General features: G+C 37.0%; 16 protein-coding genes. 6 read left to right on the forward strand and 10 right to left on the reverse strand.

Translation table 11 applies throughout. The features are described 5' to 3' along the window. Window positions 1-89: 89 nt before the first annotated feature. Window positions 90-1,277, reverse strand: coding sequence for an FtsW/RodA/SpoVE family cell cycle protein (locus WJM97_RS20540; RefSeq protein WP_353930609.1), 1,188 nt, complete (start codon window positions 1,275-1,277; stop codon window positions 90-92). A 136-nt stretch (window positions 1,278-1,413) separates the two neighbouring features. On the opposite strand from WJM97_RS20540, the gene WJM97_RS20545 reads away from it, so the two are divergent. The 4 genes from WJM97_RS20545 to WJM97_RS20560 all read left to right on the forward strand — a co-directional run bounded on the left by WJM97_RS20545 (window position 1,414) and on the right by WJM97_RS20560 (window position 5,769). Further along, window positions 1,414-3,279 carry an adenylate/guanylate cyclase domain-containing protein gene (locus WJM97_RS20545; protein ID WP_353930610.1) on the forward strand — a complete coding sequence of 622 codons (1,866 nt, stop codon included), beginning with the start codon at window positions 1,414-1,416 and terminating at the stop codon, window positions 3,277-3,279. Window positions 3,280-3,487: 208 nt separating this feature from the next. Beyond that, window positions 3,488-3,862 (forward strand): hypothetical protein, encoded by a 375-nt coding sequence (locus WJM97_RS20550; protein ID WP_353930611.1) that lies wholly within the window; start codon window positions 3,488-3,490, stop codon window positions 3,860-3,862. Between the two features lie 41 nt (window positions 3,863-3,903). After that, window positions 3,904-4,734 carry a FecR family protein gene (locus tag WJM97_RS20555; protein ID WP_353930612.1) on the forward strand — a complete coding sequence of 277 codons (831 nt, stop codon included), beginning with the start codon at window positions 3,904-3,906 and terminating at the stop codon, window positions 4,732-4,734. Window positions 4,735-5,589: 855 nt separating this feature from the next. Then, a complete protein-coding gene (locus WJM97_RS20560; RefSeq protein ID WP_353930613.1) occupies window positions 5,590-5,769 on the forward strand; it encodes a replication restart DNA helicase PriA in 180 nt (59 codons plus the stop codon). Between the two features lie 38 nt (window positions 5,770-5,807). On the opposite strand, the gene rlmN is transcribed toward WJM97_RS20560, so the two are convergent. The 3 genes from rlmN to lgt all read right to left on the reverse strand — a co-directional run bounded on the left by rlmN (window position 5,808) and on the right by lgt (window position 8,966). Then, complete coding sequence (rlmN, locus tag WJM97_RS20565; protein ID WP_353930614.1) at window positions 5,808-6,878, reverse strand: 23S rRNA (adenine(2503)-C(2))-methyltransferase RlmN; 1,071 nt, start codon at window positions 6,876-6,878, stop codon at window positions 5,808-5,810. Between the two features lie 266 nt (window positions 6,879-7,144). After that, on the reverse strand, window positions 7,145-7,930 hold the full coding sequence (cobM, locus tag WJM97_RS20570) for a precorrin-4 C(11)-methyltransferase (protein ID WP_353930615.1): 786 nt from the start codon (window positions 7,928-7,930) through the stop codon (window positions 7,145-7,147). A 163-nt stretch (window positions 7,931-8,093) separates the two neighbouring features. Continuing rightward, window positions 8,094-8,966 (reverse strand): prolipoprotein diacylglyceryl transferase, encoded by an 873-nt coding sequence (gene lgt, locus WJM97_RS20575; RefSeq protein ID WP_353930616.1) that lies wholly within the window; start codon window positions 8,964-8,966, stop codon window positions 8,094-8,096. 140 nt (window positions 8,967-9,106) lie between these two features. Here lgt and coaD point away from each other — a divergent pair, with 140 nt between their 5' ends. Both coaD and WJM97_RS20585 read left to right on the forward strand, forming a co-directional pair. Next, a complete protein-coding gene (gene coaD, locus WJM97_RS20580) occupies window positions 9,107-9,658 on the forward strand; it encodes a pantetheine-phosphate adenylyltransferase (protein WP_353930617.1) in 552 nt (183 codons plus the stop codon). Further along, a complete protein-coding gene (locus WJM97_RS20585) occupies window positions 9,568-10,242 on the forward strand; it encodes a DivIVA domain-containing protein (RefSeq protein ID WP_353930618.1) in 675 nt (224 codons plus the stop codon). The genes coaD and WJM97_RS20585 overlap by 91 nt, the downstream gene beginning before the upstream one ends. 134 nt (window positions 10,243-10,376) lie before the next feature. On the opposite strand, the gene WJM97_RS20590 is transcribed toward WJM97_RS20585, so the two are convergent. The 6 genes from WJM97_RS20590 to WJM97_RS20615 all read right to left on the reverse strand — a co-directional run bounded on the left by WJM97_RS20590 (window position 10,377) and on the right by WJM97_RS20615 (window position 18,622). After that, window positions 10,377-11,726, reverse strand: coding sequence for a TldD/PmbA family protein (locus tag WJM97_RS20590; protein WP_353930619.1), 1,350 nt, complete (start codon window positions 11,724-11,726; stop codon window positions 10,377-10,379). 3 nt (window positions 11,727-11,729) lie between these two features. Further along, on the reverse strand, window positions 11,730-12,452 hold the full coding sequence (locus WJM97_RS20595) for a Uma2 family endonuclease (protein WP_353930620.1): 723 nt from the start codon (window positions 12,450-12,452) through the stop codon (window positions 11,730-11,732). A 131-nt stretch (window positions 12,453-12,583) separates the two neighbouring features. Then, window positions 12,584-14,020 (reverse strand): TldD/PmbA family protein, encoded by a 1,437-nt coding sequence (locus WJM97_RS20600; protein ID WP_353930621.1) that lies wholly within the window; start codon window positions 14,018-14,020, stop codon window positions 12,584-12,586. Window positions 14,021-14,211: 191 nt separating this feature from the next. Beyond that, complete coding sequence (locus tag WJM97_RS20605) at window positions 14,212-15,291, reverse strand: AI-2E family transporter (RefSeq protein WP_353930622.1); 1,080 nt, start codon at window positions 15,289-15,291, stop codon at window positions 14,212-14,214. A 389-nt stretch (window positions 15,292-15,680) separates the two neighbouring features. Then, window positions 15,681-17,135 carry a cysteine--tRNA ligase gene (gene cysS, locus WJM97_RS20610; protein WP_353930623.1) on the reverse strand — a complete coding sequence of 485 codons (1,455 nt, stop codon included), beginning with the start codon at window positions 17,133-17,135 and terminating at the stop codon, window positions 15,681-15,683. 380 nt (window positions 17,136-17,515) lie between these two features. Further along, entirely contained in the window at window positions 17,516-18,622 is a 1,107-nt protein-coding gene (locus WJM97_RS20615; RefSeq protein WP_353930624.1) for an alpha/beta fold hydrolase, read from the reverse strand. Window positions 18,623-18,668 lie beyond the last annotated feature (46 nt).

An 18,668-nucleotide genomic window follows, 5' to 3' on the forward strand; every position in this document is an offset into this window, starting at 1 on the left:
TAATAGCACCACAATAAAAATTAGGACTGGAAAATAAATAATAATTTTCATATCTAAGGTAGGGGTTTAGCACTGCTAAACCCTTACGACTAAAGTCTTCTCCTTCTTCTTCTTCTTTCAGGTTTATTAATTGGTAAAGGTACTACTTCAGCTTCACTACTTTCCCTCGCTACACGAATTAATAAACCACAAGCTACCAAACTAGAAATCATCGAATTACCACCATAACTAAACATTGGTAAAGGTAAACCAGTAGTTGGTAAAGCCCCCGTAGCTACACCGATATGTAGTAATGATTGACCAATGATCACAACTGTAATGCCAATTGCTACTAATCTGTGAATGATATTTTTAGTTTTCATGGCCACGAAAAATCCTAAAGTAGCAAATGCAGCTAACATTAACAACAGTAAAAGACTACCCACAAAACCAAATTCTTCGGCAAAAACTGCAAAAATAAAATCTGTATCTTGAATGGGTAAATAAAATAGTTTTTGTTGAGAAAGTCCAAATCCAGCACCCCAGGTTTGTCCTGAACCTACAGCTAATAGACTTTGTACTAATTGATAACCGTCTCCTGTAGGATCAGCCCAAGGATTTAAAAAAGACATGACCCGACGACGTTGATATTCTTTAATAGAAATACTGAGTAATGCTAGTAAAACTCCACCTAATGCTGTTCCTCCTAGATACTTGTATGGTATACCTCCTGCTAAAGCTATTAGCCAAATTGTCATCCCACAAAGTGCTGTTGTACTTAAATTCGGTTGGGCGAGAATTCCTAATAATACCAAACAAAACATCCCTAACCAAGCAAATCTAAGTCCCCAACTTAATTTTTCCCACTGACCAAATAATCTCGCACTTTGTAATACCAAAAAAGGTTTAACTAATTCAGATGGTTGAATAGGAATAGGACCTAAAGCTATCCAACGGGCTGAATCAAAAGCTTTTCTTCCTAATCCGGGAACAAGCGTAAGAAAAATTAAGACTAAAAACAGTATAAAAAACCAATGTGATACCCCTAAAACTTTTCGTAGGGGTAAATTAACAATTATGTTGAAAATGATCAGTGAAACTAGAACCCAAATAATTTGACGCTTAAAATAATACATTCCATCTCCTTGGCGTTCATCTGCAACTGCATAGGAGGCAGAAAAAAGCACAACCAAGCCCACAAACAACCAAACTAGAGTTAACCAACGTAATACACGGGCTTCTAATCCCCAAGAGGAAACAGAATTATCAAAAATTGGGATTAATTGACGTAAATTCACAATGTGTTACAAGATAGAAAAATTGCACAGATTTAGTTTAAGATACTCTGTAAGTTGGCGATGCCTGTGGCCAGCGAAGCTATCGCCCCATCAATATTCATTAACCACCAATATAATCACTTTTGTTACACATAAGATGAAATCTTGGCAAAAATCTCTCAGGGATATCTGCAAACATCTTGGCATCTCCCAAATCGAAAAACATCTATTTCATCCTCACCTACTAACTGCATTGCTTTCTCTGGGATTATGGCAGATAGGGGCTTGGTCAACCTTAGAATTGCTGGGATTTAATCTTCTGTTTAACATCCGTTCTCACCTATCTGATCATCATTGGGATCAACGTATTGCTGTGATTGCTATTGATGATAACACCTTAGCTGAATACGGAGAGTTTCCCATCTCACGCGATCGCTATACTCAATTATTGGATACTCTTGCAGCTTCACACCCCGCCGCTATTGGTTTTGATATCTTGTTGACTGAACCCAGTATTCATGACCAAACACTAGCCGAAACTATGGAATTTAGCGGTAATGTAGTCCTGGCGATCGCCCCTAACTCACAACAAAAAATCATACCTCCAGTTCCCGAATTAGATCGTGTCGCCATTAAAGGCCAAATTGCCAGCAATGCTGACATAGATGGAATTACCCGTCAATCCTATCTTTACCTAGATCAAATTCCCTCTTTTAGCATTCAATTATTACAAACATACAACTATAGCTTAAAGTCTACTTTAACATCAGATGCTCAGAAATTACAGGAATCTCTGATTTCTATCCCCCCTTTAAAACCAAAAAATAACCTTCAATCTGTCTGGATAAATTGGATAGCACCAACTCACAAATTTCCCACCTATTCCTTTATTGACATTATCGAAAAAAAAATAGATGGCAGTAAACTAAAAAACAAAATTATCCTCATAGGATTAACAGCAACTGGTACAAAAGACCCTCTAAAAACTCCCTTTGAACAAACACCACCCACATCTGGTGTATATGTACACGCCGCAGTCATAGATAATCTTCTCAACCAGCGACTACTGCAAAAAATGTCATGGCAATTGGAAATTTGCCTATTATTAATTATTGGTAGCGGTGCTAGTTTTTTACTCATTCCTTTGCAACTTTACACGCGTATTTCCTTACTCTTATTATTACCTTTAGCTTGGTTTAGTATATCTGTCTTTTCCTTAACTAAGTTTAATTTTTTATTGCCTACAGTTTCACCTATTGGCACTATTTTTTTAGCAGCTTTTACCGTACAGTGGCAAGAACAAAAAGAAAAACAACAATTAATGAGTTTATTTGCTCGTCATGTTTCCCAAGAAACAGCAAACTTAATCTGGGATCATCGGTCTGAAATTTTCCAAAATGGCGAATTAGAAGCTCAAGAAATGGTAGCAACTGTTTTATTTAGTGACATCCGTAGCTTCACTTCTATTTCTGAAGGAATGAAACCAAAAGATTTATTAAACTGGCTAAATTGCTATCTCTCCGCTATGGCTGAATGCGTGCAAAAACATCATGGAATCGTGGATAAATACATTGGTGATGCTGTCATGGCTGTCTTTGGTATTCCCTTTCCCCATCATCACCCAGAAAAAATTCAACAGGATGCCTTAGCAGCCGTATCTGCTGCCATTGCTATGCAAGAAAGATTAATATCATTAAATCAGGAGTTAGAAAGCTTGGGTAAACCAAGAATTAATATTGGTATTGGCATTCACACAGGTTTAGTTGTTGCTGGCAGCATTGGCGGATCTGAACGTTTAAATTACTCTGTTTTAGGCGATGCTGTCAACATTGCTGCACGTTTAGAACAACTCAACAAAAATGTCAGGGAAAATAACCCTCACAACATATTAGTTAGTGAAACAACATTTCAACTAATTAAAAACCATTTTATCACCCAAAAAGTACAGCAGATCCAATTACGTGGCAGAGAAAAACTAACAATGATTTATTCCATTATCGGTCATATAAATAACGAAAATTAAACTAATCTTAATGGAAAATATAAGTTTTTAACCTCTTACCTGTAAAATATTATTATTCCTCATCAAATATGTAAGTCGGAGCAAAAAACGAGGTATGTAAAAAATGTAAAAGTTTTAAAAATCTCTTTTCTCTTGTACTTTACCTTGTCATCAGGGCAATTTTAACGGTCTAACTACTTAATTTTTTAAAATAGAAATTGGTGAATAAGTGAATAGATATCTAATTACAGGCATAACCACAATTATAATTTGGCAAGCCTTATTATATAAAGCTGTAAGTCAATTATCTCCTTGCAGTTTACCAAACACGCCCAAGTTAGCACAGTCTATGACTGGTATCCGTACCAGAAATGTAATTGTCATCGGCCAAGTATCAGAAAAACCTTACGTAGTTGTTGTCCCTGGCAACTCGGATAAAATATTAAACCAAATCAGAAAATATGCTAATGACGCATTTTTAACAAAAAATAGACTCGGTCCCTACATCTATGTGGGAGGATATACAAATAGGTCTCAAGCACAATGCTGGACTCATTTGTTAAATTCTCAAGGACTAGATGCACGAGTTGTCTATTTTCGTTAACAGTTGAAAATTTAACAATTTAATATTAAAAGGTGTTATCTATGAAAAATTTTTGGGCTTATCAGTTTATTTTTGTCCTCACAGCATTAGTAAGTACAGTTAATGCTTCATCCGCAGATCCATTAAGAGTAAAAGTAAATCGCTGGTTAGAGGTACGTCGTCCTGTAGGACAAGTCATATATGTAAATGGACAAAAATCTCAACCTGCAAAAAACGGTTTGAGAATCCAATCTGTGGGAGATACGATTATCACTAAACAAGGTTCTAGTGCAGTTCTAGCAATGGATATAGGCACTGGTTTTATTAACATTGCAGAAAACACAATTGTCACAGTCAATAGACTAGACAAGGGAACAGGAGGTGGAAGAGTTACACAACTTCAAGTTAAGTCTGGCCAAGTTCGTATGCAAATTCGTCGCTTAACTCATGATACTTCCCGTGTAGAAATTAGTACCCCGGCTGGAGTAGCTGGTGTCAGAGGAACAGAATTTGGTGTCAGTGTTCAAGATAATGGTAAAACTGGCGTTGGGACTAAAGAAGGTAGTGTATCTACTAGCGCCCAAGGTAAAACAGTATTAGTCAATGCTGGTTTTCAAAATTTAACTATTCCCGGTAAATCCCCTTCTCCTCCTGTCCCTCTCCAAGACAACCCCCGTCTGAATATCCGTCAACTTGTGGCTAATGGTAACCAAGTGAGAATAGTCGGTAATGTTGATCCAGTTAACTTAGTCAAATTTTTCCAAAAATCTATCAATATTGATGAAGCAGGTAATTTTGATGTTAATGTTCCTTTACCACCTAACCGTCAAGTAGAAGCAGAAGTTATCACACCTTTAGGAACACAACAACCCTATCAATTAGTAGTTCCTTAGTTCTTATCATTTAATATTAAATCAGTCGGAGTGACGGGATTCGAACCCACGACCTCTACTACCCCATACACCTATGCTGCTGATGATTTTTTGTTATCTATGGATCAATTTTATGGTCACTAAAATCATTGCATTGATGATACAGCACTTTCCGGTGTAATGAGGTACATTATTGGCGGGCAAGATGCCCACCCCACAAGAGTTTCTTTATTATGATTTGTACCTCATAAGAATGAAATATGCTGTAAAAAATAATGGGTAATTAATAAATTCAATTTCTGATTACTAATTACCCATTTCTTATTACCCATTACTAACTACTAGATTAGCAAATATTGCTCACAGGTGTAGTATCTATTATTGGAAGTTTTGCTTAAATTCTTTATCTAAGATGTAGTGATATTTTCTGGTCGTTGAGTAGTGTATCTGACTATTTCTAGAATTGAGACTGTAACTTAAACTACATCTTTACTTATATAAAATATAAATAAAAATATAAATAAAATCTAAAGATAATAATTCTGTGACTTTAAATACAGTTTTTCCTGATTGCTGAGGTTTGAATACATATATAGGTTATTTTCCTGAAGAAGATAAACATACCTGTCTCAAAGTTTATACTATGGGGATCACTAGGAATAGAGATAAAAGTCATTGCCAAAGTAAATTTATATATCTAAAGCATGACGACTTAAAAGATTAAAACTAGGATAATCGAAAAGGATACCCAAGATTTTTAAATTTTTTACATTGTTGCAATTTGTTAACCATAACTATTTCATATCCTAGCTCAATATCTCTACCAACCATAGTTAAAGGCTTTTTCCAAAAATTATTTAATCCAGGGGTTTTAAAATGCAAGTTTTACAAAAGATTCACTGTCCAAATTGTGGCAGTATGGCTGAACGTCACTATATTACAGATAGTCAATTAACCAGAACACAATGTCCCACCTGTGATTACCTGATGATTAACTGTACTCGTACAGGTAGAGTAGTTGAAGCTTATGCACCAGGTATTTACGCTAGAAGATAGGATGATGGGGACAGGTAAAAGTTTTCCTAATTGAGAAATTAGCTGTTACTTGTTCTTAATTGTCCACAAGCAGCATCTGCTTCTAGTCCACGAGAATATCTGACGCTAACGGCGGTGTTATTTTGTTGGAGAACATTGACAAAAGCCTGTATGCGATCGCGGCTTGGTCTTTTGTAATCTACTTCTTCAATAGGGTTGTAGGGGATTAAGTTGACATGACTTTGAAACCCGCGTAAGCATTTAGATAATTCTAAGGCGTGTTCTGGTAAGTCGTTAACTTCAGCTAGGAGAATATACTCAAAAGTTACCCTACGTCCGGTTATTTCAACATATTCCCGACATTCTGCAAGTAAGTCTGGGATGGGGTATGGTTTAGCACTGGGAATAATCTGTTCTCTTAGTTGTTGGTTAGGTGCGTGGAGACTAACTGCCAGAGTAATTTGTAAATTGTGTTCTGCTAGTTCACGGATGCGATCGCGGATACCGACAGTAGACAGAGTAAGTGATCGCTGGCCGATACCCACATCTTGATTTAAAGATTTTAGTGCTAAAACCACATTTTCCGTATTTAACAACGGTTCACCCATACCCATAAACACCACATTGCTAACCCGTTGTTGAAAATCTTCCTGTACAGTTAATACTTGATCAACAATTTCCCCACGGGTGAGATTACGTTTATATCCTCCCTTACCCGTAGCGCAGAAATCACAAGCCATCGGACAACCAACCTGGGTAGAAACACAGACAGTTAAGCGTTTATCACTAGGGATACCCACAGTTTCAATAATTTCCCCATCCGCCAATTTCAGCAGATACTTTACCGCATCATCAGGAGCAACGGAACGGTAATGTAGAGAGGAGCGGCCAATGGGAACATCTGCAACCGTTTCGCGCCAACTTTTAGGAAATACAGAAATATCCGCTAGAGATCGCACACCTTTACTATATATCCAGTCATGTAACTGTTTACCTCGATAACCAGGTTGTCCCTGTTCTTTTACCCAAGTAGTTAACTCAGTCACCGAAGCACCAAGAAGAGGAGGAACTAATTTAGACCCTGTAGAATTGCTGGCATCTACAGAAGACACAAAAGGGATAGCAGACATAAAAACTATTAGTTAATGCAGGATCTCTATCCTACACCTAGCCTTTCAACTTGTCTTGAATGACTTAACTTAATTCGATTTTTAGAAACATTTAAAGTCTGGCTAATTTCCTGACAAAAATCCTGACAAAAATCCTGAATCATCGCTGAGGTTTGTTCTGGCCTCATTGTACCAACACTTTTAATTTCTAATGAAATTAATTCCGATTCCTACCTCCTGAATCCTAACCTCTGAGTTTTTGCAATTATTCTATTAATTTTACCTACTTAGTGATGAGATGTACGAAACAAATGATTATGTTCAGGATGATACAAACGAGAACGCCCTGATACTGGTGAAAGTGCAGGACTAATTATATAAAGTGTAGTCCGTAGTAATTTCTCTTGATGGGTAAAATATGCCATTTTCTCAAGGGGAACAACCAAGATTTTTTCATCTGGCCATCCGACACGAAAACAAATAGCGACTTGGGTTTGGGCTGGATAATGTGCTAATAATTTAGCTTGGGCATCTTCAACATGACGCGCACTCAAATACAAGCATAAACTAGCTTGATGTGCAGCTAAACTGGCTAATTCTTCGGTTGTGGGTACTCCAGTACGTCCACTGATACGGGTAAGAATTATACTTTGGACTAAATTGGGAACTGTTAATTCTACCTTGAGTTTAGCAGCCGCAGCTTGGAAAGCACTGATACCTGGGATCACTTCAAAAGGTATATCTGCTTGGGCTAAAAGCTGCATTTGTTCATGAATGGCACTGTAAAGACTCGGATCACCAGAATGAAGACGCACTACAGATTTTTGCGATCGCACTGCTGTCACCATTATGGGTATAATCTCTTCTAAAGTCTTATTGGCGGTTTTAATAATTTCCGCATCTTGACGACAGATATCTAAAATCTCTTCTGGAATTAAAGAATCAGCAAATAATATCACATCAGCCCTAGCTAGGAGTTTTTGCGCCTTAACCGTCAATAAATCAGGATCTCCCGGACCCGCCCCCACAATATATACTGATGAATCTAAAGTCTGAGTTATATTTTTATCCATAACACCCTATTTTACACACAAACAATTTTTGATATTTCTTGACTACCTTTCCGGATGCACCCCCTTAATCTAGTAGAGAGAATTGGTAGATGCACCCTGGTTAAGCCCTAGAAAATATTCTGGGGCATTTTTTATTTTTAGTTATTTGTGATTAGTCATTGGCTTATCCCATCACCCCATCACTTTTAGAAGTGGAAACAACATCAGGTAGAGGGCGTTTGAGTACATAAAGCCAAGCTAAACCAGCTAATCCGAATGTAATACCTGCTAAACTGACAATCTGTGCAATTCTTAAAGGCCCTAGCATTAAGCTATCGGTGCGTAGTCCTTCAATCCAAAAGCGTCCTAAGCTGTAAGCTACCCAGTAAACGAGAAATAATGTTCCCACTTTCAGACGTGGTTTGCCAGATAAAGCCCTAAAAAATAAAGTCAGTAGCAAGGCAAAAACCATTAAATTCCACAGAGATTCATAGAGAAACGTGGGATGGAAATATTCAAAACTAGCTAAACCCAGGGGACGACGTGCCTCTGGAATAAATAACTTCCATGGTAAATTTGTCGGTCTACCAAAAGCTTCAGAATTGAAAAAATTACCCCAACGTCCAATAGCTTGCCCTAAAATCAGCGATGGTGCGACTAAATCTGCCAATTGCCAAAAAGATATCTTTTTCAATTTAGCAAAGATTACAGCCGCAATTACACCGCCAATAATTGCTCCATGAATGGCAATACCTCCTTGCCAAATAGCGATAATTCGCTCTGGATGTTGGGAATATTCAGACCACTGAAATAATACGTAATATATCCGTGCTGCGGGAATTGCACCAATTACCAGCCAAATTGATAAATCACTGATTAATACAGGGTTTACCTGACGACGCTGGGCTAAGTATTGAGAAATGGTAACTCCAATTAACACAGCCAAGGCAATCAGTAAGCCATACCAACGAATGGCAATAGGTCCAAGTTCCACCACAATCGGACCAGGAGAAGTAAATTGAAAGCCCAAAGGCAAAGCAAAAAAATCCAGTTCCATGCAGAATTACCTAACAGTTACTGCTACGTTCTCAACCTAAACATCATAAGCTGGAACAGAGGCGGTGGGGTGAGTGGGTGATGAATAACCCAATGCCCCTTATGTCGCTATAATTACGTAAGGCAGTTTGATTTATACAAATGATTGCTATTTATCCTGGTAGTTTTGACCCGATTACTTTGGGTCATCTTGATATTATTCGGCGCGGTAGTCGGCTGTTTGAAAAGGTGATAGTGGCTGTTTTAAGAAATCCTAACAAAAAGCCACTGTTTACTGTGCAACAAAGATTAGCACAAATTCGTCAGGCTACAGAAAATTTATCTAATGTAGATGTAGATGGCTTTGATGGTCTGACTGTTAATTATGCTCAAATGCAAAAAGCACAGGTTTTATTGCGTGGTCTACGGGCAGTTTCTGACTTTGAAATTGAGCTACAAATGGCTCACACGAATAAAACTCTTTCCACTCAGATTGAGACAGTTTTTCTAGCCACCTCGAACGAGTATAGTTTTTTAAGTAGTAGTGTGGTAAAAGAGATTGCAAAATTTGGTGGCTCTGTCGATCATCTTGTACCTCCACAAATTGCCCTGGATATATACCAATGCTACAACCAAAGCTCTCAGCCCCTGACCCAAATCACAACGGAAACGGTGTCCCACCCCAAGAAGGTCTTACCGGACAAGGAGGTGTAGATATTTTGCAAGAACTTAACCGTTTGGAGGATATTGTTCTGGCTGGTTTACAAATTCCTTTAGTGGGACGAACTTTAGTAGATGAAGATAAGCTTTTAGAACAGCTTGATTTTGTGCGTGTTTCCCTGCCGTCTGTGTTTCAATCAGCAGCAGAATTACTCCAACAAAAGGAGGAAATTATGTTGGAAGCTGAGGAATATGGACAACAGGTTGTGGAGGCTGCACAGTCTAAAAGAGCGCAAATTTTGGCTGATAACGATATCATCCGACATGCAGAACGGGAAGCGGAACAATTGCGGCGTAAGGTGCAGCTAGAGTGTGATGCGATGATGCAGGATACTTTGGCAGAAATTGACCGCAAGCGACAAACTTGTATGCAAGAGTTGGAGGAAATACGTCAAACGGCGATCGCTCAAGCTCAAGAAATTGAAGATGGTGCTGATGAATATGCTGATAATGTTTTGGAAAATATCGAACAGGATCTTCAGGATATGTTAAGAATTATTACTAATGGACGCTTACAATTGCGGGGGGAAATAGCTAAACAACGTAATTTATCTAATCATAAGAAAAGATCAGGATAATTTTTGAGGTTCTTTTTTCTAGATTCGGTTTACAGTCTTCAACTAAACATATCAGTAATATTGATGATCAACTGGCTTATAGTAAGGTAATGGCAAAGATTATCTTGGCGTCTTGGTGTCTTGGTGTTATTTATTTACAAAGTATAAGTGAAATCTTCCACTAACATTCCTGGAACTAAACTAGCACCTAGTTCACGACTTTCGTAAGTTCCTACTTCGGAAATAATTTCTTGGAAGTTGGTAAAATCAATGAGATTTTTTTCTCCCCAGCAGTTGTAAAGACTTTCATCAAAACGCAAGTTTTCAATAGGTGCAACTATTTCTCCATTTTCTACCCAAAAACAAGCATAACGGGTCATACCTGTAATTCTAGCAGTTTGGCGATCGCTCCAATTCAAATAATGCAAATTAGAAACATATAACCCAGTATCTAAACTCGGTAAAATCTGCTCAGATGCTAAATTACCTACACTTATCTCTGGAGAACGCAAGGTTTCTGAAGCATTTGCACCATTGGATTTTTTATTATATTCCTTTGCACTACGAGAACTGACTAGACTATTTACCAAAACTCCCTTGTCTATTAAAGTTAACTCCTCTGCTGCGATTTCTCCTAAATGATTAAATCGAGGAACTAATCCCAATTTAAAGTTTTCTTTTAAACTAAATTTAGAAGAAAATTGTTTTTCCTGACGTGATAAAACAGCTAAAGCACTATTTCCCTGTTGAATAGCAGCTTCACTAATAGCACCCCAAGAAAGCATATTCAATAAATTAGCTACCGCAGCAGGAGCAAAATAAGTTCTATATTTTCCCCTGGGTAACTCTTTGGGTTGACGAGATATTAACTCTAATTGTTTTTTTCCCTGATTTATCTTATCAATATATGCTGCTTTATTCCATTCACTTCCAGCAAAACCACCTTTAACAGCTTTTCCTGTCTCTAATATCAAAGAATAATCTAAATTAAATGAATCGGTGACAAACCAGTGTTTTTGTCCACTAGAATCTCCATATCCTCTAATGATAATTCCTCCAGCATAAATTCCAGTAAAATCTAAATTTTTAACAGGTTGCAAAATACTATTAACAACACTTTCCGGTGTTAATAATTCACCTAAATTTACCTCTCTGCTGGTATTATTTCCTTGAGGTAAAACCAGATAAGGATCAATAGGTAATATCTTTAATTCTTCTCTTAATTCCTCTAAAGTTTTGTATGCTAATTGCCAATCTAAATCCCAATTCCCAGTCAAAGGAAACTTACAAAAACTACTGCGCTGATTTGCTATTAAATTCAGTGTAATTGAACCATCACTAACTAAACCTGTTTGTCTAACTTTACCACAATTAAATCTAGTAAATTGACTGCTTTCACTATTTAGTCTGACGGTAAAATATTCGTCCTCTATTTTTTTATTCAGCAGCATTTCGATCAGTTGATCAAAGTTTTTTTCTAATCTTGATAATTCTGATAATATCATTTTTTAAATTGTCTCTGGATCAATATTTAATTCTCGCAATTTTGCTGCTAAACGTTCAGCTTTTCTAGCTTCCCGTTCTGCTCTTTCCGTTTGCATTTCTACTTCTTTCTCTGCTTCCGTTGCAGTTTCTTCTGGTGTAGGTACTAATTCACCTGTTGAAGTAAAATACCTTAATAATCCTTCATGGATTCCTAAAAATAAACCTAACTGTTCACTCCATAAATGACCTCTTTCATTTGGTTCTAAAGGTTGATATTTTCCATTTGTTAAATAAAAACCTACAAATTCTAATGTATAAGGATCAAACCAAAAATAATCAGGTGTACGGAAAGTATTTTGATAAAGTTCTTTTTTATATTCTCTATCAGTTTTAGCTGTACTTGCTGATAGAATTTCTACAATGACATTGGGATATCTACCGTTTTCTTCCCAAACCACCCAACTTTTACGGGTTTTGCGTTCAGTTCCCAAAACAACAAAAAAATCAGGACCTCGGAAATATTCTGATTTTTTCTGGTGAGGACTATAATAAATAGTCAGATTTCCCACAGCATAGAAATCAGTTCTATCTTTCCATAACCATTCTAGGCATTGGAAAAGCAAAATTATTTGTCGTAGATGTAGTTCTGTTTCCAAGGGAGGTTCATCACTATATAAATCGCTGGGAGGAAATATTACATCTGAGGAGATGTCTTCTGCAAGTTCTAATTCTTGAGCAATGATCATATTGATATGGCATCAAGTAGTTATTTGTTAATTGTAGCATTATTTCATCTCCCCGACTTCTGAGGATAGATGATCATTTGTTGAGATGATGAAAATAAAAAGTTGGGGAGCTTATTTTCCTTGATTACCTTTTACCCACCACCAAAAACTTCCACATTTGCAAATAGACAAACTGGTGAACCATGTCCCACACAAATAGCTTGATTTGGTTCTCCTTTTCCACAGAATGGTGTACCGTACATTTGCCAGTTAGAATCATTTCCTACTTGAATTAAACTATGCCAAAATTCTGGAGTAGTAGCTCGATAATTAGGATTACGTAGGGTTTTTGTGAGTTGACCGTTTTCAATTAATTTCGCATATTCACAACCAAATTGAAATTTATGTCTTCGATCATCAATAGACCAAGAACGGTTAGATTCCATGTAAATACCATGTTCTATATCAGCAATTAATTCTGAAAAATTAGCATTTCCTGGTTCTAAATTTAAGTTAGCCATGCGATCAATTGGTGGACGATTCCAAGAAGAAGCACGCGCACAAGCAACACCTGGTAAACCAGAACGAGATTGACTTTCTAAACTGCCTAAACCTCTTTGTAAAATACCCTCTTTGATGATATATTCTCTGGTGGCTTTTGCTCCTGTATCATCAAAACCATAACTGGCAAATTCACCTTCAACGCTAGGATCAAAGGTGATATTCATTAAAGGTGAACCATATTCTAATTTACCAAAATCTTCTGGTTTAATAAAACTACCCCCAGCATAGTTACGCTCATCTCCTAAAATGCGGTCAATTTCTAAAGGATGTCCTACACTTTCATGAATTTGTAACATCATTTGATCTGGTGCTAAAACCAAATTTGTGCGCGTATTTGGACAGTCTTCTGCTGTTAATAATTCTAATCCTTGTTCGGCTACTTCTTGTACTCGCTGCCAGAGATTATCTTGTTTTAATAATTCCCATCCACCTTGATAAAAATTAGCGTACATTCCGTTATTACTACGTTGTTGTACAATTGCTCCATCTTGAGCAATGACACCAAAATGTGTTCCTAAAGTAATGATTTTTTGATAAACTTCTGAACTGTTACTACTAACAAACCAAGTTTCTTTTTCACTGCTGTTAATATGGGCTGTGGTTTGTACTATTTTGTCGTTAATTTTCAGATGATGACAAATTCTAATTAATAAATCATTGATTTCTCCTGGACTAATAGAATTCAATGGTTCAAAAAAGGGTGAGTTATATTCACCAACTACTTTGGGACGATGAGTTTCATTGAAGGGATAAATCCAAAATTCACTAGCTGCAATTGCTTGTTTATAGGCTATTTCTGCGGCATTTTGCAATGATGATAATGTTAAGGAATTGGTAGCAGCATAACCGATACTACCATTTACCATCACTTCAATCATTGCACCCATTGTTAATGATTTACCATTACTTTTGGGTAAACCATCACGTACATAATGGTTTCTCGCTGTTTCTTTGACTGCGCGAATACCGATCCAATCAGCAGAAATATTGAAATGAGAAATTGCGGTTGTTAGTTCTTTCCACATAGTTATAATTACATAAACATTGTTGAATAGCAAACCACAGAAGAATTATCAATCACTTGCGTTATCTTTTTCTATCTGCGTTCATCTGCGGTTAATTATTTTTGATATTTGATTCTAAACCACTTTATAGCAATTTTGCACAAAAAAATTAGGTAACTTTCTCAACAATCAAATATTTTAACTGAAAATATTCAATTGTTTACTTCAATAGTGGATGATTGACCTTGAGATAACATTTTTGGACGTAGATAAAGATTTTCTAATAATACTGCTACACCAGCCACCCAAGGGGGAATAATTACAGCACCAATAATACCTAATAACTGTGTGCCTCCTAATACTGCTAAAAGTTGATACAAGGGATGAACCCGCACGGATGAACCTACTAACAGGGGATCTAGTACGTAGCTTTCAATGTTCTGAATAATCACAAATAACAGGAGAACCCATAAAAAAGTTAGTCCTCCCTGGGGAATGGCAACTATTAAAGCGGGAATTGCACCTAATACTGGGCCGAGAAAGGGAATTAAATTAGTAAACCCAGCAATTACACCGAGTGCTAAGGCAAATTCTGATAGTCCTAAAACACTTAAACTCAGGGTGATAACTACGCCTAAAATAGCAGAAACTAACACTCGTCCTTGCACGTAACCACCCATGCGGCGGGAAATTGGTACAACTTGATTTGCTAGTCGCTTGTCCCAAGGTTGGGGAAATAATTCTGTTATACCTTTTACTAAACTGCTACTACCGGCGACCATGTACCCAGAAATTACTAAAGCTAAAATCAGGTTAATAACACCCCCAACTATGCCACGAGTTAGGCCAAAGGAACGTACAAGTAGTTGCTGACTCGACCGAAATGCCCATTTGATTAAGGATTGAATATCTAAAAACTGCTCTATTGTTTCTATTTGGGTAATTCCCATTCGCATTGCTACATTTTCGGAGACAATTCGCAGGTTTTCTAGGTAAATTGGCAATTTATTAGCTAGTCGTTGAATTTGCTCAGAAACGGATGGTCCAATGATTAAACCTGCTCCGATCAATCCAGCAATTAGGCTAATATACACAACTATTACACCCAACCAGCGGGGAATACGTAATTTTTCGGCATAATCTACAATGGGAGCGATCGCAGCAGCTAAAACTACTGCTATCATTAATGTTACTAATAAAGCCCGTAATTGCCACAGTAGAACCATTAAACAAACAATAGCTACAATTAATAGCAATTCTGCAAGGGTAATAGATTTACGCTTTTCTATCATATTTAGGTGTTATCTAATTTATTAGATTTTTTGATAGGTAGGGTGCGTTAGTGATAACGTAACGCACGATTATTTTAATTTTTAATCAAGGTTTGTTACATATTTAATGTTAACTCACCCTACAACTTATCCTTTACTTCTCTGTGTTCTCTGTGTCTCTGTGGTTCGTTTACTTCTATCGTATTTGGCAAAATTTTATCCATAACGTAACGCACCAAATTTATACAGTAGATTTTGCTCTAAAGAGGTACAAAGTTGAATAATGAAACTCTTGTGGTGCGGGCATCTTGCCCGCTAGATATGTACCTCATAACACCGGGAAGTGCTGTAACAATGGTGCGTTACAGATTTCATCTTAACGCACCCTACAATTCTACTACAATACTACTTTAAGAATGATGCCAACGTGTACCTTCTTTGCTATCAATTAAGGTAATTCCTTTAGCTAATAATTCATCTCTAATTCTGTCAGATTCGGCAAAATTCTTGGCTTTTCTTGCTTCCTGTCTTTGTTGAATTAACTCCTCAATTTCTGCATCACTTAAACCATCTATTTGAGAAGTTTCTATTTCTGGTTGTGCTGTTAAACCTAAAACTTCTGCTAATGTGACTAAGGTTTGCCATTGTTTAAATAATTCATTACTTGAAGTTTCTGTTTTTCCTTGATGAACAATAATATTTCCTTCCTTTCTTAATTCTTTAGCTAATTCAAAAATTACTGCTAAACCACCAGGAAAATTAAAATCATCATCAACTAATGTGGTGAATTTATCAACTTCTGATTTATCAACATTATTTTGATTCAATTCCAGATTTTCCCAACCTAATTTTTTACCATATTGATACCCAAACAATAAACCTTCTTTCAAAGTATTCCAGCCATTTGTTGCTGCTAAAATTGCCTCATCTGTAAAATCAATTGGTTTACGATATTGTGCCATTAACACAAATAATCTTAATGCCATTGGTTCAACTCCACGATCTAATAAATCGCGGATGGTGGTAAAATTGCCTAAAGATTTAGACATCTTTTCACCATCAACTTTTACCATGCCATTGTGTAACCAATAGTTAGCTAATGGTTTACCTGTGACTGCTTCAGATTGGGCAATTTCGTTTTCATGGTGTGGGAAAATTAAATCAGCACCACCAGCATGAATATCTATCGTATCACCCAGGCGATCGCGTACCATAGCAGAACATTCAATATGCCATCCAGGGCGGCCTTTTCCCCAGGGTGACTCCCATGCCGGTTCTGAAGGTTTTGCAGCTTTCCACAAGGCAAAATCAAAGGGATCTTTCTTCTTTTGGTATTCTGCATCTTCTACATTTACCCTTTCACTTGCACCGGCTTGTAAATCTTCTAATTTCCGTCCAGAAAGTTTACCGTATCCATCAAATTTCCTGACTGCATAATAAACATCACCCTGGGAAGGATAAGCAAAACCTTTTTGTTCTAAATCATGAATTAATCTTTGGATACCATTCATGGTATGGGTAGCACGGGGATATTCATCCGCTTCTTTAATCCCCAAACGTGCCATATCTTCAAAATATGCCTGGATATAACGTTCTGATACCGCTTCCATTGTAGATTTTTCTTGCCGTGCGCGGTTCAGAATCTTATCATCAACATCAGTAAAATTTTGGATATAACGCACATCATAACCGATAAATTGAAGATAGCGACGCACTACATCCCAAACAATACAAGCTCTAGCATGACCCAAATGGCAATAATCGTAAACTGTCACACCACAATAATACATTTTTACCTTGCCAGGTTCAACGGTTTTAAATTCTTCTTGACGACGGGTGAGAGTATTGTAAATAGATAGGGTCATAATAGAGGAATGGGACAATCTAACGATTAGCAATGATAGCGTAATTTGTAAGTAACCAGACTGATAAACTTAATAGAACTCATGGATATAACTGTTATCATCTATCATATCTGAATATAGCTGTAAAGATAATTCTCATTAGTATCATGTAAAGTTATTTGGCAAAGTTTGGTAAATTATGATTCCAGTTTTACTTAAAAATGATATGGGAATCCAGTTTGATTTCTGAAAAGATACGTAAATATGTAGGGTGCGTTAGCGATAGCGTAACGCACCATTATCAAGGTTTTGGTGCGTTACGAACTTCGTTCTAACACACCCTACAATACCTAATTTTTTCAAAATTCAAATATTAATCCTATGATGATTTGGTTTTAGATTTAATTTTCCAGACTGGATGATAAAACACTCAATTTGTTTTGATTGTTTTGATTGTTTTTATGAACATCTTCCGTAAATTGCCTATCTTCTATCCACTGTAAAATCCGATTCCAAGCCCACCATCTATCAGGATCTTGAAATTGACTTTGACATTTTTTACTACTAACATAACCAACATGACCACCATATTTAGTTACTAATAAATCTAGATAGGAATTTTGTTCACCAATAGCTTTTAAATCATCAACAATATCAGGATGAAATAAGGGATCATCAGCAGCATAAATAATTAAAGTTTGTTTTTGCAACTCAGGTAACAGATTTAAGGCATTGCTGGCCTGATAATATTCTTCCACGGAATTAAAACCTAAACGGCTGATGACCAATTCTTCATCAAACCCCCAAATACTATTTGCTCTTTCTATCGCTGCTGGATCAAAATAACCATCATGGTGATCATGCAATTTCCAAGCCAGTTTTTTCAATTCTCCAGCAATACGAGATTCTACATATCTACCAAAGGAATGTGTCACTAAGTAATTGAGCGATCGCAAAGAATCCAAACTGGGACAAATTACCGCCCCACCTGCAAAATCAATATCCGTTGATTTCACATCCTGTGCGGCTTTGATACCCCAGAGTGCTAATTGTCCCCCCAAAGAATACCCTGTAAACCAGCATTTTGGAGGACAACCCATTCTTACAGCCTCTGTAGCAATTCTCACAAAATCTTCCCCTTCATATAACCCATCAGACGTTAAAGTGGGGGATAACTGCGCCGTCTTCCCATGCGCTCGCCAATCAAAGAGAACTACAGCGTAACCTTGAGCATAAGCTTTTCGTCCCAACAATCTTAAAAACCATTGCTGCTTCAACTCACCAGTAATCCCATAAGTGCCAATAATTGTCCCGTGGGCATTTTTGGGGATAGCAACCAAACCAAAAATTGGTACATCCTGCCCTCCGGTAAATACGACCTGCTGATATGTTGGTTCTGGATCTGTAGTTGTATTTTCCCAGTTACGACCTGCTAACAAAGCGGTGTAAGCAGTCATAGCAGCGCCATTTTTTAAGAAAAATGGTGGATTATAAATAGATTTAAGCATCTTATGTTAATTTTCTTGTCAATTAGCCTTGATTTAACAATCCTTT

This window comes from Okeanomitos corallinicola TIOX110 (assembly GCF_038050375.1).
Lineage (GTDB): Bacteria > Cyanobacteriota > Cyanobacteriia > Cyanobacteriales > Nostocaceae > Okeanomitos > Okeanomitos corallinicola.

Bases quoted from the DNA above. Each gene is read 5' to 3' on its own strand.
- WJM97_RS20545 (WP_353930610.1), top strand. From the start codon at position 1,414: ATGAAATCTTGGCAAAAATCTCTCAGGGATATCTGCAAACATCTTGGC.
- rlmN (WP_353930614.1), bottom strand. From the start codon at position 6,878: ATGTCTGCTATCCCTTTTGTGTCTTCTGTAGATGCCAGCAATTCTACA.
- WJM97_RS20600 (WP_353930621.1), bottom strand. From the start codon at position 14,020: ATGTGGAAAGAACTAACAACCGCAATTTCTCATTTCAATATTTCTGCT.
- coaD (WP_353930617.1), top strand. From the start codon at position 9,107: ATGATTGCTATTTATCCTGGTAGTTTTGACCCGATTACTTTGGGTCAT.
- WJM97_RS20560 (WP_353930613.1), top strand. From the start codon at position 5,590: ATGCAAGTTTTACAAAAGATTCACTGTCCAAATTGTGGCAGTATGGCT.
- WJM97_RS20595 (WP_353930620.1), bottom strand. From the start codon at position 12,452: ATGATCATTGCTCAAGAATTAGAACTTGCAGAAGACATCTCCTCAGAT.
- cysS (WP_353930623.1), bottom strand. From the start codon at position 17,135: ATGACCCTATCTATTTACAATACTCTCACCCGTCGTCAAGAAGAATTT.
- WJM97_RS20555 (WP_353930612.1), top strand. From the start codon at position 3,904: ATGAAAAATTTTTGGGCTTATCAGTTTATTTTTGTCCTCACAGCATTA.
- lgt (WP_353930616.1), bottom strand. From the start codon at position 8,966: ATGGAACTGGATTTTTTTGCTTTGCCTTTGGGCTTTCAATTTACTTCT.
- WJM97_RS20605 (WP_353930622.1), bottom strand. From the start codon at position 15,291: ATGATAGAAAAGCGTAAATCTATTACCCTTGCAGAATTGCTATTAATT.
- WJM97_RS20590 (WP_353930619.1), bottom strand. From the start codon at position 11,726: ATGATATTATCAGAATTATCAAGATTAGAAAAAAACTTTGATCAACTG.
- WJM97_RS20585 (WP_353930618.1), top strand. From the start codon at position 9,568: ATGCTACAACCAAAGCTCTCAGCCCCTGACCCAAATCACAACGGAAAC.
- cobM (WP_353930615.1), bottom strand. From the start codon at position 7,930: ATGGATAAAAATATAACTCAGACTTTAGATTCATCAGTATATATTGTG.
- WJM97_RS20615 (WP_353930624.1), bottom strand. From the start codon at position 18,622: ATGCTTAAATCTATTTATAATCCACCATTTTTCTTAAAAAATGGCGCT.